At 33.6% G+C, this 16,434-nt stretch carries 12 protein-coding genes; 1 reads left to right on the top strand and 11 read right to left on the bottom strand.

Features of this window, described 5'->3' with window-relative positions:
* Positions 1-614: 614 nt before the first annotated feature.
* The gene (locus CN601_RS09080) at positions 615-3,641 is read left to right on the top strand and encodes an efflux RND transporter permease subunit (protein ID WP_098170846.1); all 3,027 of its coding nucleotides are present in this window, start codon (positions 615-617) and stop codon (positions 3,639-3,641) included.
* A 284-nt stretch (positions 3,642-3,925) separates the two neighbouring features.
* On the opposite strand, the gene CN601_RS26910 is transcribed toward CN601_RS09080, so the two are convergent.
* From CN601_RS26910 to CN601_RS09135, 11 genes are all read right to left on the bottom strand, one after another.
* Positions 3,926-4,081 carry a hypothetical protein gene (locus CN601_RS26910; protein ID WP_179865502.1) on the bottom strand — a complete coding sequence of 52 codons (156 nt, stop codon included), beginning with the start codon at positions 4,079-4,081 and terminating at the stop codon, positions 3,926-3,928.
* On the bottom strand, positions 4,078-5,337 hold the full coding sequence (locus CN601_RS09090; RefSeq protein WP_098119342.1) for a helix-turn-helix domain-containing protein: 1,260 nt from the start codon (positions 5,335-5,337) through the stop codon (positions 4,078-4,080). Before CN601_RS09090 ends, CN601_RS26910 begins: the two co-directional genes overlap by 4 nt.
* Before the next feature lie 189 nt (positions 5,338-5,526).
* On the bottom strand, positions 5,527-6,234 hold the full coding sequence (gene chbG / locus CN601_RS09095; RefSeq protein WP_098119343.1) for a chitin disaccharide deacetylase: 708 nt from the start codon (positions 6,232-6,234) through the stop codon (positions 5,527-5,529).
* Complete coding sequence (locus CN601_RS09100) at positions 6,231-7,562, bottom strand: 6-phospho-beta-glucosidase (RefSeq protein ID WP_098170848.1); 1,332 nt, start codon at positions 7,560-7,562, stop codon at positions 6,231-6,233. Before CN601_RS09100 ends, chbG begins: the two co-directional genes overlap by 4 nt.
* Positions 7,563-7,580: 18 nt before the next feature.
* Positions 7,581-7,901, bottom strand: coding sequence for a PTS sugar transporter subunit IIA (locus CN601_RS09105; protein ID WP_098119345.1), 321 nt, complete (start codon positions 7,899-7,901; stop codon positions 7,581-7,583).
* Positions 7,902-8,036: 135 nt separating this feature from the next.
* Entirely contained in the window at positions 8,037-9,353 is a 1,317-nt protein-coding gene (celB, locus tag CN601_RS09110; RefSeq protein WP_098119346.1) for a PTS cellobiose transporter subunit IIC, read from the bottom strand.
* Positions 9,354-9,375: 22 nt separating this feature from the next.
* Positions 9,376-9,681, bottom strand: a complete 306-nt coding sequence (locus CN601_RS09115) for a PTS sugar transporter subunit IIB (protein WP_098119347.1) — start codon at positions 9,679-9,681, stop codon at positions 9,376-9,378.
* Between the two features lie 1,022 nt (positions 9,682-10,703).
* Positions 10,704-11,600 (bottom strand): MarR family winged helix-turn-helix transcriptional regulator, encoded by an 897-nt coding sequence (locus CN601_RS09120; protein WP_098170849.1) that lies wholly within the window; start codon positions 11,598-11,600, stop codon positions 10,704-10,706.
* Between the two features lie 176 nt (positions 11,601-11,776).
* On the bottom strand, positions 11,777-13,117 hold the full coding sequence (gene ypeB / locus CN601_RS09125) for a germination protein YpeB (protein ID WP_098170850.1): 1,341 nt from the start codon (positions 13,115-13,117) through the stop codon (positions 11,777-11,779).
* A 15-nt stretch (positions 13,118-13,132) separates the two neighbouring features.
* Entirely contained in the window at positions 13,133-13,849 is a 717-nt protein-coding gene (sleB, locus tag CN601_RS09130; protein WP_098170851.1) for a spore cortex-lytic enzyme, read from the bottom strand.
* A gap of 196 nt (positions 13,850-14,045) precedes the next feature.
* A complete protein-coding gene (locus CN601_RS09135; RefSeq protein WP_098170852.1) occupies positions 14,046-16,268 on the bottom strand; it encodes a heparinase II/III family protein in 2,223 nt (740 codons plus the stop codon).
* Positions 16,269-16,434 lie beyond the last annotated feature (166 nt).

Raw genomic sequence — 16,434 nt, forward strand, 5'->3', positions numbered from 1 at the left:
ACATTTGGGGTGCACTTCAAGAGCTAGTTGTGTTTTATTTAAATCTACAATTGAATCGATCGTCTAAAAAAGTAATAATAAAAGCTGCCATTTTAGTGGCAGCTTTTTAATAGCTTTCTATTTTTCCTTATTATCCAACTAATCTTATTAATTTTGAGATTTTCTCCTCATATTTCTCCCGTACGGCAAATATTTCATTTTAACATTTTTTCACCTGTTCATTATATTCACCATTGATAGCTAGTAGCTTTGCTTAATAATTCCGTTTAACTTTTATCAATGATGGCTCTTTTTCGTTAATCGTTCAACTATAATCTCGGGGACTCTTTATACTATCCATTCGCTTGGTTAGTTAGGAACATCAACGAAATTGATAAAACTGAGTTTTAAAATCATCTACATAAATCATCAAACAAGTATAAAAGACAAATTGTCTCATATTTTAGTAAAGTATGTACTTGTTCATTTACCTCTTTTATCTTCTGTATTGTCGAATTATGCTTTTAATTTTTTTGTAAATTCTAAATAAAATGTATTTAATTTTCAAGTTTAGTATGTTACGATTCAACTTGTGTGTTACTGGATATTTTTACCATAAAAGGGGGAAAAGTTTGATGTCTTGGTTTACAAAATGGGCCTTTAATAATAAAGCCGCCATTACCTTTCTATCCGTTCTCATCTTGTTAATTGGGGTGCTCAGCTATAATAAGCTTCCAATGGAATTTCTACCTGCTGCAGACCAACCAATCGTCTCAGTCATTGTTATGGGCCAAGGTACTGATTCAAAAACAATGGAGGATCAAGTAACAACTCCAATCGAAAATGCTGTCTCTGGTGTAAAAGGTAAAAGTCATATTTATTCAAGTACAAGTAATGGTTTTTCAAAAGTCGATGTCTATTATGAATCCGGAACAAATATGAAGGACGCTAAGCAAGAAGTCCAAGAATCTTTAAGTAATCTCACACTGCCTCAAAATGTTAGTAAACCTACAATCGTTCAATTAAACACTTCAATGATTCCAATCGCAGATGTTGCAATCACGTTCGAGGACGGCTTAAGTCCGAATAATATTGATTTCGCAAACAAAAAAATTATTCCATATTTTAAAGACATTAAAGGTGTAGCAGACGTTCAAACTTACGGAACGGAAAAATCTTTTGTTTCTGTAAAAGTTGATAATGCGAAGCTCGCACAAAATAAAATATCACTAGAAACAATCATGGGGATCATTCGTGGCCAAAATTCTGCCGTATCAGTTGGCGAAGGAATCATAAATGATAAAACTAGTAATATAAAAGTTGTTGGGAATTTAGATAATATCGATAAAGTAAAAAATCTTATGGTCTCAGAAAATGTTAAATTAGCTGATATCGCAACAGTTGAAGTGCAAAAGCCTTCAAACAATCTAACAAGAATCAATGGAAAAGACGGATTATTATTAATCGTAACGAAGGATAGTAATTCCAATGCAGTGAGTATTACAAAGGATATTAGAGATGCTACTAAACACTTAAACAAAAAATATAAAAATATGAATTCAGATGTCATGGTCGCAACATCAGATATGGTTAAGGCTTCTGTACATGCAATGATTAAAGAGGTTTTACTTGGTGCTTTATTTGCTACAATTGTGATCATGCTATTCTTAAGAAATGTGCGCTCGACGCTAATCACAATTGTTTCAATTCCTTTATCGCTATGTTTAACATTATTTTTACTTGCTCAATCAGGGATTACACTGAATGTTTTAACGCTCGGTGGAGTAGCCGTTGCAGTAGGTCGATTAGTTGATGATAGTATCGTAGTAATCGAGAATATTTTTAGAAAAACTCAATCAGAAAAATTTTCAGTTCAAATGATTATTGATGCAACAAAAGAAGTTGGTAGTGCAATTACAGCCTCTACTTTAACGACTGTTGCGGTATTTTTACCAATCGGAGTCATTAGCACTGGTCTTAAAGACTTCATGCTTCCATTTGCTTTAACAATTACTTACTCTTTATTAGCATCATTATTTGTAGCACTAACTGTCGTACCATTACTAAGTGCATTCTTCCTTAAAAAGGCTAAATTAAAAGCTCACAACCCATCAGTGCGTTACAAAAAAATTCTTACTTGGTCATTAAATCATAAATGGGTCATTGTAGTTGTTTCATTTTTATTATTTGTCGGCTCAATCGGTACTTACTTCGCAATGCCAAAAGGTGCGACCGATAATTCATCTTCAGACTTTGTTCAAACAACTTTAACGTATCCTAGTGATACCCCAGTTGAAAAAGTAAAAGAAAACACTCTTAAATTAGAAAATTACATTTTAAATCAAAAAGGCATAAAAGGTGTGTATACTCAATTGGGAAGTACGGCTGATGCTGCGAAATATGGAGATGTTCGCTCTTCTACGCAAGCAATCTTTTTAATTACACTTGACGATAAAAAGCTTACTGACAAGATTGTAAAACAAATCAATACACAAAAATCTAACTATGCCGATGCCGAATTAAATACGATGGCATCTAGTTTATTTGGCGGTGCACAAACTCAAATTACAATTGATATTATCGGTAATAATTTAAATAACTTAGAAGCCACTGCTAGCAATATTAAAGATAAAATAAAAAATATTGATGGAATTAAAAAAGTAACAACAAATGAAGAAGATAAAAAGACTGTTTATTCATTAGAGGTTGATCCTTCAAAAGGTAATGCAGAGCAGTTATCACAACAGTTATTTGTTATGTTGAATCGAACTCCACTTGGCTCAGTTACAATCGATCAGCAACCGACTGATGTTTATCTTGAACCAATTTTGAATCCTAAAACCCCAGAGGATCTTAAATCAATCCCAATAATGACGAAAACAGGGATGGTTCCAGTATCATCAATTGCCGCATTAAAGGTAGATGAAAAGCCTACTAATCTATATCATAAAGACGGTGATCCGTATTTAAGTATTACAGCCGAAGTAAAACCTGATAAACTTTCAAAAATTAATGCAGATTTAAATAAAGTTATATTCGGTGACAAAAAATCAAAAGGAATGAAACTCGCTGATGGTGTAAATGTATATATTGGTGGTGCACTTGCACAGCAATCACAAGATTTCTCAGATTTATATATGATCATGCTCGTTTCAATTGGATTAGTATTCCTAATCATGATTATCACATTTAAAACATTCCGTGCACCAATTGCGATCCTATGTTCTTTACCTTTAGCTGCAATTGGAGCTGTACTTGGATTAATCATTAGTCGCATATCTGTTGAACCCACTGCCTTATTAGGGGCACTGATGTTAATCGGAATTGTCGTGACAAACGCAATCGTATTACTAGACCGCGTAAAACAAAAAGAAAAACAAATGATACTTCGTGAAGCAATTGTTGACGCTGCCGTCACACGAATTCGACCAATACTAATGACTGCAGTCGCTACGATATGCGCAATGCTTCCACTATTATTCAAAAAAGCTGAAACTGGTAGCCTCGTATCTCAAAGCCTTGCAGTAGTAGTAATTGGCGGATTAACTGTTTCAACATTATTAACACTAATTGTAATCCCAGTTATATACGAGTTACTTTACTTTAGAAAATCTAAAAAACAACGCAATCAAAAGGATACAAATAAACCAGTTAGTTTATAAATAAAATTGGGAAGTCTCGTTATCATTTGAGACTTCCCTTTTTGTCTGGACATAGGAATGAAAAACGCGAACAGTATTTGAACAATAACGATAAAGTTGTGAACTTGGTTGTTATATTGGTAGAGCTCGTTGATATATTAGCAAGACCTGTTGATATATCATCAAAACTCGTTGATATATTACTAACATCCGTTGATAAATCAACACAACCCATTCATATCGTTATAAGTAAAATAAAAAACCACAAGGAAATTATTCCTTGTGGTTCACTCTAGTAACCTAAATCAGCTTCCAGGTGGTTTTGGATCATCATCAGTCGTATTTGCAGCTACATATGATGCATTGTTTGATAAATGCTGATTTTGAATCGTATGAATCCCAGTATTCGTAAGCACTGCGATAATTAGAGAAAGGCTAATAACTTTAATCATTTTTTTCATCTGAGAACTCCCATATTATGTGTCTTTTTCATTTGTTTCAAGCTAATTTTTAAATATTTACTAGCTAAAAGTAAGTCGCCTTGCTCTTGTTGATATTCAGCAACTCGCTCACTATATTCATGTATCTTCATTCGATTACCATGCTTCTCCATTATTGGAATGCCGTCGTTCATTAAATAGTGAATTAATGTCTCTTTTTCACTTTTTGCTTCGTAATATAGTACTTTTAACTTCACATACTCTACTCTTGTTGTATCTTTAAATAGTTCTAGTTCATGCTCTAATAGATCTATTACTTGTTCATTTTTTTGTAGCTTTAGTAAATGATTAGCAATATTTCCTATAGTAAGATAATACCCTTCAGTATATTTCTCAATTAATGGAAGTGATTTATAATAACACTCCAACGCTTTTTCAGAAAGGTTTTGAGTACCATACAAATACCCTAAATTATGCCAAGCCATTTCAACATTTGTTGTGTTTTGAATTAATTCCGCATCATCTAGTATTTCTTTTAGTAGATTTTCAGCTCTTTCGTATTCACCAGTTTCAGTTAAATGAATGGATAAAATTGTTTTCACATCTAATGTTCTAATAATATTATTCCTTTTTTTAAACACTTCAAGGGCCTTATTACCAAAATAGATCGCTAATGCAGATTGTCCTAATTGACAGTGCATTAAGGATTTTAAATAATAATATTCTGTAATTTCATCACGATAAAGCTTTCTCAAATCATTTACTTCATCTAGTAACTCTAAAGCTTTTTGATAGTTACCCTTTTTATGATTAAAAATTGCATTTAATACATTCCAAACAAATAATTCATATTCAGAAAACATTCTCGTGCTTTTCATTATATTATTAATTAATTTCTCTGCTAAATCTAGCTGATTTAAAAACAAAATATACCTTAACATATATAATTCATATACATATAGCATTTCCGTATATTGGACATACTCCTTATATTTAGATAGTTCTAAATAGAGAGTATCTGCCTTTTTATGGTGTAATCGTTCAATTGCATCATAAAACTCTTGTAGTTTAATTTTTAAACGATTTACTTTATTTTTTTCATCTTCAACTGAAATACCTAATTTCAAGCATAGTAGGTTTAAAGTTTCAATATTAACTTCTTTTGTGTTATTCTCAATTTTACTCAAATGAGAAACGGAACATATCCCATCACATAATTGTTCTTGTGTCATCTGGTGTTTTTTACGATGGTAATTAATGATTTTTCCTATTTTCATAAGTATTTTCCTTAAATATTATTTTAATATTGTTAATATTCATTATAATGTATATCTATCCTTTTTTCATCTTACATTTTTTCCCAAGATTATAAAACGCTAATTAATAAAATTATAGAAATAAAAAAGCATAAATCCCACCAAAAGATGGTCTTTATGCTAATCAATTAAACTATTTAGTACTTTATATTATAATAAAACAATTTCTTTAGGTAATTTGACAGCCGTTAAAACTAGCGTTTCTTTTACACGATCTTTAGCATATGAGGAATTGTTTAAAATTTCATGATCTAGATAACCTGGGTGACACATTACTTCAACTGATTGACCATCTTGAACATGAGTTAACACCTTTTCAAAATAATCTTCAGTTACACCTTCTCCATAAAAACCGTGAAGAAAAACATCAGTGAATGGGGTTACCCCATGTAAGGCATTTTCCGAAATACGTCTTACACTTAAATTATATTTTTTCGATAACTTCTGTACGACTGGTAAGAATTCAGGAATGGAATGAACATGATGATGGCTATCAAAATGTGTTGGTTTTAGTCCTGATTCTAGGAATGTTTCAATTTGTTTAGTCCATTCTCTTTCTAATTCTTCTAGGGAGATATTTTTATGCTCGAAGAATTCACTCCTACTTTTAAAATTTCCTTCTTCATTAACAAGCGTTGGAACATCATGTAAAAGAGGTTTTCCACAAGTTAAAACAAGATGGATCCCAACTTGAAGCCCAGGGTTTTCTTTAGCCAGCTCAACTGCGTGACTTACACCAGGCATATTCATCATCATCGTCGCTGAATTAACAATTCCATTTTTGTGCGCATCAATTATTCCATAATTAATCCCTCTTGAATAGCCAAAGTCATCTGCGTTAACAATTAATTTTATCAATTGACATTCACCTCTTTAAAAAATTGAGGTAAGTGTTTCTTATGAGCTTCTAGCATTTCATCAACAATTTGTTTGGCCACTTTATCTGATGCGACTAAAGGATTAATCGTTAATGCTAGAATTGCTAAGTCATAATCACCAGTGACTGCTGCTTCACATGCCACTCTTTCAAATGATTTGATTTGTTGTACAAGACCTCTTACAGAAACAGGTAAATCTCCCATTACGATTGGCTTTGGACCATCCTTAGTAATGACACAACTAACCTCAACTGCTGAGTCATTTGGAATACTAGCAATCGATCCATTATTCATTGTGTTAACTGGTTGTATATCACCTTTATCATTATAAATAGAAGAAATTAAACGAACAGCAGCATCACTATAATATGCTCCCCCGCGTTTTTCAAGCTGTGGCGGTTTAATTGATAGATTTGGATCTTTATAAAGTTCAAAAAGATCGTCTTCCAATTTTTTAACAACTTCAGCACGTGTACCGACAGTTTCAGCATTTTTAATATCTTTTTCAACCATATCCCGAGTTTTATAATAATAATTATGATATGGACAAGGTAGTGCATTTAGCGCACGAAGAAACTCAGGTTCCCAGCCATAGCCTTGAATATTTTTAACAAAGCTAGAATTTTCCGGATTCGTTAAAAGTTCAATGACTTGATCTTTTACACTTTCTCCATCAACAAATACATCTAATCCATAAACCATATGATTTAATCCAGCAAAATCAATTCGTACACGAGAATGCTCAACGTTTAATAATTTAGCAATTCCCATTTCCATTCCAATCGGAACATTACATAAACCAACAACTTTTCGATGGTCAGTATAACGAAGAACTGCCTCAGTAACCATGCCTGCAGGATTTGTAAAATTAACTAACCAGGCATTAGGACAAAGCTCCTTCATATCCTTCACAATATCTAAAATAATGGGTATTGTCCTTAAACCTTTAAATAAACCGCCTGGTCCGTTTGTTTCTTGGCCAAGTACTCCGTATTTTAAAGGAATTCTTTCATCCTTTGCCCTTGCATCTAATAAACCAACGCGGAATTGAGTTGTTACAAAATCAGCATCTTTAAGCGCTTCTCGACGATCAAGCGTCAAGTGAACTTCTACAGGAAGACCCGCCTTTTGAAACATTCGCTTTGCTAATTGGCCAACGATTTCTAATTTTTCCTTACCTTCCTCAATATCTACAAGCCATAGCTCTCGTAATGGAAGCTCGTTGTACCGCTTAATAAATCCTTCTACTAGCTCTGGAGTATAACTAGAACCTCCACCAATTGTCGTAATTTTAATTGTTTTACTCATTACTATGTAAACCTCCTTTTATTTGTTGTTAACTTCTTGCCGTAGCTCAATAATTTCCCTCGCTAAATCCTTTAACGTCATTGCTGTCATTAAATGATCTTGGGCATGGATTAATAGGATTGGAGTATCAAAATCCTCTCCTCCAGCCTCTGCCTGAATCAATTGAGTTTGAAAACGATGTGCATGACTAAATTCACGATCTGCCTCTGAAAGCTTTTCAAACGCTAAATCAAAATTTTTCTCCTTAGCTGTATAAATCGCCTCCATTGCTAGACTCCTAGCATTTCCACTATGCAATATTAGTTGAAAAGATAGGTTGTACAACTCTTCCTTTGTCACTAGAATCACACCCTTTAATAGATTTGAAGAAAACAATACCAAGAGCCTGCCACAGGGCAAGCTTCCAGTGTGTTTACAAAATATAATAAATAAGATACCCAGACTGATTTTGTAAACAGTCTGGGGAAAGACCTTTTAGTTAGTAGAACTATTTTCAGTTTTTAAGTTTTGTTTATCCCACATTCTGAAGAACGGGAAGTAGATTAAGAATGCAATAACTAGGTTAATCAATTGCATTGCAGATCCTCTCCAGTCACCTCCAGTTGCAAGCCAACCGCCGATAATTGGTGGAGTCGTCCAAGGAATGGCAATACCGTGAGTTTTTGGTGCAAAACCGGTCTTCATTCCTATATATGTGGTTACAACAAGAACTAATGGAGTCAAAATAAATGGAACTAGAAGTAATGGGTTCATTACTACTGGCGCCCCGAAAGTAATTGGTTCATTAATATTAAAGATACCAGGACCGATCGATAGTCTTCCCAATTGCTTTGCATGCTGACTCTTTGCAAATAGTAGCATCATAAGTGCAAAACAAATAGTTGCACCAGAACCGCCCATATAGACGAAGATATCAAAGAATTGTTGTGTAACAACGTTTGGCATTGCATGGTGTGCTTGTAAAGCCATACGGTTTGCATCAGTTGATGCCAACCATACTGGACCCATTACGCCACCAACAATTGCCGCACCATGTAAACCAACTGACCATAATAATTGAATTAATAATACCGCTATTAAGGCACCTGCTAATGATCCACCAAGTTTACTAAGTGGATCTTGTAATAAATCACCTACAACATTGTGTAAAGTTTGGTAGTGTGTGTGTTCAATTAATAAACGAATAATCCATACGCAAAGAATAACTAAAAAAGCTGGAAATAATGCGACGAATGACTTACTTACACTTGGTGGTACACCATCCGGCATCTTAATGACAAAATTCTTTTGAATTACCCATCTATAAATTTCGGTTGAGAATAAAGCAATAATGATAGCAACAAACAGACCCTTACTTCCTAAAAACGCCATAGGTAGTACTCCACCTACTTTGATTGCTGCAGTTGCACCAGTAGGAGTAAACATTGTAAAGTATGGTGTTGATAAAATAAACGAAGCAATTGAAATCGAACCAGCATTCAATGCATCTACTTTGTAATGTTCAGCAAGTCGATAAGCGATACCAAATCCTGCAATAAGCGCCATAATATCAAACGAAGCACTTACCGGATAGAGCAGCTTTGTTTGCCAAGCAGCACCAAACGTTTTTGCCATAAATTCCGGATAACTGTCAAAAGGTAAGAAGCCTAAAATTAAGAAAATAGAACCGACAATGATAAGAGGCAGCGTTAAAATAATTCCATCACGTAATGCTTGCAAGTGTCGTTGACCCGCAATTTTACCAGCAACAGGCATTACTTTCTCTTCCAACATCTGAGTAAAGTTGGCCATTACAAATCACCCCTATATGAAATTATGAACCTATTAAATCGATTGCAAATTTCAGGACCTCTGCTCCTTTACACATCCCGTAATGAACAGGATTTATCGCATCAACCGGAATTCCTTTTTGTGAACCTTCTTTCTTTAATTGTGGGAGTAGATACCTTACCTGGGGACCTACGAGTAATACGTCTGCTTGATCAAGATGATTTTTAACATCATTCGCACTTACTGCCCAAATCCTTGCTTCGATCCCTTCAGACTTTGCAGCAGCTTCCATTTTTGTAACTAATAAACTTGTAGACATACCGGCAGCACAACATAATAAAATGTTCATTAAATCCCCCCTTCTCTCTAAAGAAAACGCTTACAACACAATTAAACTTCTACTAACAAGCAGACCTTACGAACTTACCTCTCTCCCCTAAAATTTTAATCTCAAGAAATATATATTCACCATTTTGGACAATAGGACAAATATAAAAAAATTTTTTTACTGATCGAAACCATAGATTTTTACATGTAAAGTCGCTTCAAATTAAGCACTACTCATGCTTTGGGTAGATTGTCTTACTAAACTCAATTAACAAGATTATGATGATCAGATATCAAAACTAAAGTCTCATATTCGTAATAAACTGACTAGTGTTTTGAACTAGAAATGCGAAAACTACTATTCATAAAAAAAGAAATGGTTAGATCACTAAACCATTTTCTTAGACTGTTAAAAAATCAACTGACCAATTAGTCAATAGTATTTTTCCATGTAAAGGAAGCTGGATGTGGTTGGCTATAGGAAGTTAGAAAAAAAGAAATTAAAAGTCAGTTTAATTGTCAGATAGGTAGCCCCGCTCGAGAAAATTGTTGCGCTTTGCTTGTCTAGAAGGAAAATGGGAGGGTATCTTAGAAAGGTTTTTCAGTTTGATTTGATTTTATAGTTCAAATTTATGGATATTTAGTAGATTTCTTCATTTTTTTAGTCGTTTTAGAAAGAATTAGAGCAATTTAATGATTTTCCATTTTAGTGCATCTACTTTTGTACAATTATTAAGGTCGGATACCCTTACCAGTATAGGTACTATCTTATCTAATATCGGATTCTAGGAAATTTATTTGCAGTTTTGCTATTTTTAATTGCAGTTTTGCTAATTTTGTTTGCAGATTCGCTCTTTTTATTTGCACTTCGACCTTTATTTGCAGTTCCTGATTACTTATTTGCACCTTTCACAAATGTATTTGCACGTTTATCGTTCTTATTTGCACCTCGGCTTTTTCAACTACTCTTCTCCATCTTCCCGCCTTTGCCTTATTCAAGAACAAAAAAAATGGCTAGATAACAAAGCCATTTCCTTTTACTTATTATGAGTTTTTATCGTCATGATCCAGTGAATTTTTTTCCATACTGCTTTGATTAAATTCGTAATTATGTGGGTCATGTTCGGGTCTCAATACGCGTTGGGCTTGTTCTCGCCCATAGCCACGCGAGTCTTCATGTGGTCTAAATTCACGTGGGTCTAAACCTGGTCCATATCCGCGAGGGGATTCACCTGGCCCAAAACCACGTGGATCGCGTCCCGTTCTAAATCCATCTCGGCCATGTCCTGGTCCAACACCTCTTTGGTCATGTTCTTGTTCAAATCCTCTTTGGTCTTGGCCAGATTCAAATTCTCTTGATTCGTGTTCGTGTCTAGCGCTTCTAAGACTATGTTCACGCTTAAATCTACGAAGAGGATGTTCATCTCTAGATCCACGAAGTCGTTGAACAAACTCACTTTCATCATGACTTCTGACTCTTCGATATTCACCATCGTTTTGTGACAATTCTTGTTCTAATGCATCTAGTAACTTTAAAGTGATCTCGGAAAAACTAAATTTTTCTTCATCTGAAAGAATATCAAAAACATGCAATTTATCTTGTTGTTTTTCGTTTTCATTCGCTGCTTCTAATCCTGCTTCTGTTAGCTGAATGGACAATATACGACGATCATTTTCTAATGGTTCACGAGTAAGATACCCTTTCTTTTCAAGTTTACCTAGCAGCTCACCCAAGGATTGCGGTCTCATATCTAATAAATAAGAAAGTTCTTTTTGCGTCGTTTTTGGTTTTAATTTTAGTAAACTCAATATACGTCCCTGACCTAAAAGCTTGTTGCGTAATACTCCGCTTTCTCTTGATTTAATAATTAAATATTTTCGAAGTTGATTTTCAAGTCTAAAAAATTGTTCAATTAGATCATTCTCATTTAGTTCGCTCATACTAGTTCCTCCAAATAGTATTTTGAAAAATTATAACTTCATTCAAAAAAGTAAGGTACCTTATTAAGGTAGATAATAAGGTACCTTACTAAAATTGTCAATTATAAATTTCCATTCTAAATGATATAAGTCTTATACTTAAGGCTCTTACTGAGAACTTCAGACAACTGCTTAAATCAGTCATAGTTCTCAACAAGAACATTTAGCTTTTTAATCTGCTCTTCCATACCAGTATCTGCATTAATAAATACTTGATATGTATCATTCCCTCTAATTCCAACAAATTCATAGCAGAGCACTTCTTGATTTAATTTATTTAAAATAATCGCTTTGCGCTCTTCCATTATTTTTATATTTGAACTGATATTATTTCGCGCCTGTTCAACTGATATTTTTGGCTTTGGAATCGTTCTTTTCGCAAATGCTGATAAATAATTTCTTGATGAAAATCCAACAATACTTCCGTCATCAAGTGCTATCTTCATCGTAACGGATTCAGGATATATTCTGACACCATCCTGCTTTGAAACATAAGTAAATACACCGACAGTATCATATTGTGAGCTTTCGGTAAGCTCCATATTTGAGAATTTATTTCTTTCTAAAAATTTAAGGCCATTAATTGAAGCTTGATTCAAGTCGACTTTTTGTGGTTTTATAGCTCGGCTATCAATTACCCAAACAGGATAGCCTCCCTTTTCAGTAATATCCATATAAATTTCACTATTTGTTTTTGGTTCCCTAATCTCTAAAGTATAGTATCGATCTTTTAATTTCTCGCCTGTGAGTTGAGCTTTTATTTGTGCAGTACTATTTAATTCTAGAAATTTCTTGGCTATGTCGATTGCTTGTTCTTTTGTTACTTTTTCACCCTTTACATTCGCTAGGTTTGACCGATTTACTTTAAAATCAGTCAGTGAAGGATCTGTATTTGCATCCGAATAGGTCATTACATTCTTTTCGACTGTTTTAAATCCGTCAATAATTGCGTTATTTTTTGGATTTTGATCCTTTGCATAAGCGAGTTCAACATCCATCCAAAGCAGTTTATTTTCAAAAACCATATGCTGCACTTTTCGAATCTCACCTTGTATATCAGCTGAGTTCTCATATAATTTTTGTAGCTTTGCGTATTCGTTTTCAGTCAATGGTTCTTTATCCAAATCTCTTACTGCAGTTCGATAACTAAAATCACCTATATCGGTTAGAAACTCTTCTGTATTATTAATTGGTAAAAGTCGCAGTGGTAGCTGTCCTACATTAGAATGCGCTTGTGAAGTAATACCCCATACTTCAATGAGGGCTGGTGAGATGGATGACTTTGACTTCATTGCCAAAGTGTCACCAATTTTATCGTGTAATAAATCTAATTCATAAGTCAATTCATGGAATGCACGTTGATAATTGTTTTCTGCCTGAACTTTAATTTCGTTTTTAGCTTTATGCTCTGTATAACCCCAATATGAAGTTCCTAAAATTCCTACTGCTAAAACGCCTATTGCAGCTTCTTTAATCACACAAACACTCCTTTCTTATCGGCAAAATATATGTCTACCAATTTGCTTAATTTGCGGTCGGCTCCAAATCCAAGCACTAGTCGCTGTGTCAGGATTAAAATAATATAGAGCATTTTCGCTTGGATCCCATCCATTTACCGCATCTAAAACTGCATTTTTTGCAGTCTCATTTGGTGTTAAATAGATTTGTCCATCAGATACTGCAGTGAAGGCACCTGGTTCAAAAATGACACCTGAAACTGTATTTGGAAATGAAGAATTACTTACGCGATTCAAAATAACTGCTGCAACAGCCACTTGACCGATATACGGTTCGCCACGCGATTCTCCATAAACTGCATTTGCCATTAGCTGAATATCATTTTGCGAATAACCATTTGGTACATTTGATCCAGAATTACCTGTATTTCCGGAGCTTTCATATTTTGTAGCCTTTACTAGCATTGCTTTTGTTTTTGCACCTACAATTCCATCAACTGGCATCCCAAAGTTGTTTTGAAAGTTTCTTACGGCCCAGTATGTGTTATATCCAAAGACACCATCTACTTTACTAGTGTAATAACCGTTGTATTTTAAGCGAGACTGTAATTCAATAACATCCTCTCCAGTAGCACCCATTTGTAACACTTGGCTTGTAAAAGCTTGTACATTATTGAGTTGAACATTACAGAAAATGCTCATAAAAACGATCCAAAAAATTAACGGACCCTTTAAGAAAACTAGTTTCCTCATTTCAAACCTCCTAAAGTATAAATATCCCTTTTTGTATTTTTTTCAAGAACACCCAATTTATGTAAAAAAAAATAAAAAGTGAATTTTATAGATCCATCTGATTGTAATGAGATAGCTGTTTCTTTTAATAAAAAAAAGACAATTCACCGTGATGGTAAATTGTCTTGAATAATATTATGACTGTTCTTTCGTGAAACTAACTCACTTTAACTAGCTTTGCTTTACTTATATTTCCTGCACTATCCTTTGCCGATACCGATATAGTGATTCCTTTTTTCAAAGCAAGAATTTTCAGTTGATAATTTCCATATTTATCAGATGTAGTTGTATATGATGTACTACCGTTTTTAGCTAATATGCTGATGGATTTTTCAGTTGTTCCACTAATTATTTTTGTTTTACTAGAAGCAGTTTTTACTGTAGGCGTATTAGGTGGTGTTTTATCCAGCACCACAGTAACCGCAGAATTCTTATATTGCTTATTTTTACTAGTTACAACAATATTTAGCTTTTTGCCCGCTTTTTGAAGTGGTAAACTAATCGTAAAATTACCAGTAAGATCAGCTTGTCCACTTGCAATCTGCTTTGTTCCATCCATTACACTTATTAATGCTCCACCTTGTGTGAATCCTTTCAATACTTTGTCTTGATCAGAGACATTATAAACATATGGTGTGCCTAGTGGTTTTATCACATTAAATGATGTTCCATCCGACATGTCTATTTTGTATGTATCTTCATTTAATGAAAAATTCATCACAGAATTAGCATTATTACTTATACTTGTAAAATATTGAATATTTTTTCCACTAGATTGAAAATCTAATTGTTTAATAGGATAAATGCTATTAAATACTGTAGAAGCAAATCCTCTAATTGGTGTCTTCTGACCAAAATACTCTTTTACGCTAGAAGGGGTATGCTGTTTGAACATAATCGATTGATTCAGTAAAAAAGAACTTGGATCAATTTTTGAATTCTCGATTCCTTGACCAATATTAAAAATTTGTTCTGTTTTATGACTAGTATTTGAAAGAATTTCATCTTGAATGAGTGTTACTTTGTTCTCCTTTAAGTACACGATTGTACGATAAACTCGAACACCGCTATAAATTGTATGTTCTCCTGTAATAATGACACTTTCTGGGCTATCAATAAAATTCGTCATTTTCGATTTTCCAACATTGCTAACTGAAATTGGATATGACTTTCCATCAATCGTAACTACATTATGAGCAAATGTTGTTCTTAAGTACTTTTGATAAGGATCACTTGTATTGTAATTATATTTACCCCCATCGGTAAAGATTTCCTTACCATTTTGAGAATAGATAAATGATAAATCATCAGCATGTTTATGCGAGGTACTAAAATTACTAGCTGTAAATAATAATGATGAAGTATTTACTCCCCAACCATCCCTAACAACTGCAACTGCGTTAGATATATTACTTACTAATGGTGGTTGTACACCACTTTTTCCTTTTGTAATTACATATTCGAATTCAGGATCTAATACTGAATATTGACTCGGCTTTGGTAAATAACGAAAGTCTGTATCACCTAATCTAGGAACCGAAAAGTCTGATAAAACAAGCTTCGCAAATGCATTTTGTGCTTTTAGTAAAAGATTCGTCAAATCACGATCATTTGCAATCTTATTTATATCCCCAATCAAAGTCATAACAACGTCAAAATATTGTGGACTATGTTCTTTATGAAGACCATCTACCGTGAAATCCTTTTTTATATGAGCCTTCGTTCGATTTAGTGCATTTACTCTCCATGTTGAACTCGTTGCTTCTTCAGGGAAATAGGCCGCAAATTGAATAAGGGCACGATCTTGAAAATAACCATAGTTTGTTTTTGTATCATAATACTTAGAGCTATTTAACAAGCTGCCATGTAATCGAAGTATATTCTTTATGTAGTCTTCATTTGTTTGGGTTGCTACTGATGAATTTGCATAATAATGATAAAAATACATTAAATTATTCGTGCGATTCGCAATAGTATGTGCATTATATGTATAGTAATCCGATGGTTTAGCCGGATTCGAATTTACACTCCAAAATGACTTGATTAAATTTAAAGCGTATAATAAATACTTTGTATCATTCGTTTTTTCATATGCATTTGTTAAAAAACTTAAAGTATCTAGGCTTTGATAATACAAACGCCATGTTGTACTATGAAAGGGATCCTCCTTCCAAGTAATCTTTTTAGTCGTTTTATAAAAAGAATAGGTTGGAGAAACATACAATTCTCCCCCTAAGATGCGATCAGCAATAGCTGCTGAATCATTTGACACTTGACTTCTCTTCGTTAAATAAATTTCTTTATTTACTTCTGCAAATGAATGAATAGTAGTAGAAAATAACATAATGGCTGCTAAGAATATTGCACTTAATTTTTTCATAGTTCCTCCTAATCTGACAATCTATTAAACTGTCAACCAGAAGATTATACTACAAAAAAACTCATTATTTGTTAAAAAATAAATATATTATTTGATTTTTTTACCAAAGTATGATTCGTATTTTGTATATATTTCCAAACGAACCATTTTATGTAAAATTCTTTTT

Origin of the sequence: Bacillus sp. AFS017336 (assembly GCF_002555445.1) — a bacterium.
GTDB lineage: Bacteria > Bacillota > Bacilli > Bacillales > Bacillaceae_G > Gottfriedia.

What these genes read in the sequence shown, in the direction of transcription:
- CN601_RS09080 (WP_098170846.1), top strand. Translation starts at nt 615, where the DNA reads ATGTCTTGGTTTACAAAATGGGCCTTTAATAATAAAGCCGCCATTACC.
- CN601_RS09115 (WP_098119347.1), bottom strand. Translation starts at nt 9,681, where the DNA reads ATGAACATTTTATTATGTTGTGCTGCCGGTATGTCTACAAGTTTATTA.
- CN601_RS09090 (WP_098119342.1), bottom strand. Translation starts at nt 5,337, where the DNA reads ATGAAAATAGGAAAAATCATTAATTACCATCGTAAAAAACACCAGATG.
- CN601_RS26910 (WP_179865502.1), bottom strand. Translation starts at nt 4,081, where the DNA reads ATGAAAAAAATGATTAAAGTTATTAGCCTTTCTCTAATTATCGCAGTG.
- CN601_RS09100 (WP_098170848.1), bottom strand. Translation starts at nt 7,562, where the DNA reads ATGAGTAAAACAATTAAAATTACGACAATTGGTGGAGGTTCTAGTTAT.
- sleB (WP_098170851.1), bottom strand. Translation starts at nt 13,849, where the DNA reads ATGAGGAAACTAGTTTTCTTAAAGGGTCCGTTAATTTTTTGGATCGTT.
- celB (WP_098119346.1), bottom strand. Translation starts at nt 9,353, where the DNA reads ATGGCCAACTTTACTCAGATGTTGGAAGAGAAAGTAATGCCTGTTGCT.
- CN601_RS09120 (WP_098170849.1), bottom strand. Translation starts at nt 11,600, where the DNA reads ATGAGCGAACTAAATGAGAATGATCTAATTGAACAATTTTTTAGACTT.
- CN601_RS09135 (WP_098170852.1), bottom strand. Translation starts at nt 16,268, where the DNA reads ATGAAAAAATTAAGTGCAATATTCTTAGCAGCCATTATGTTATTTTCT.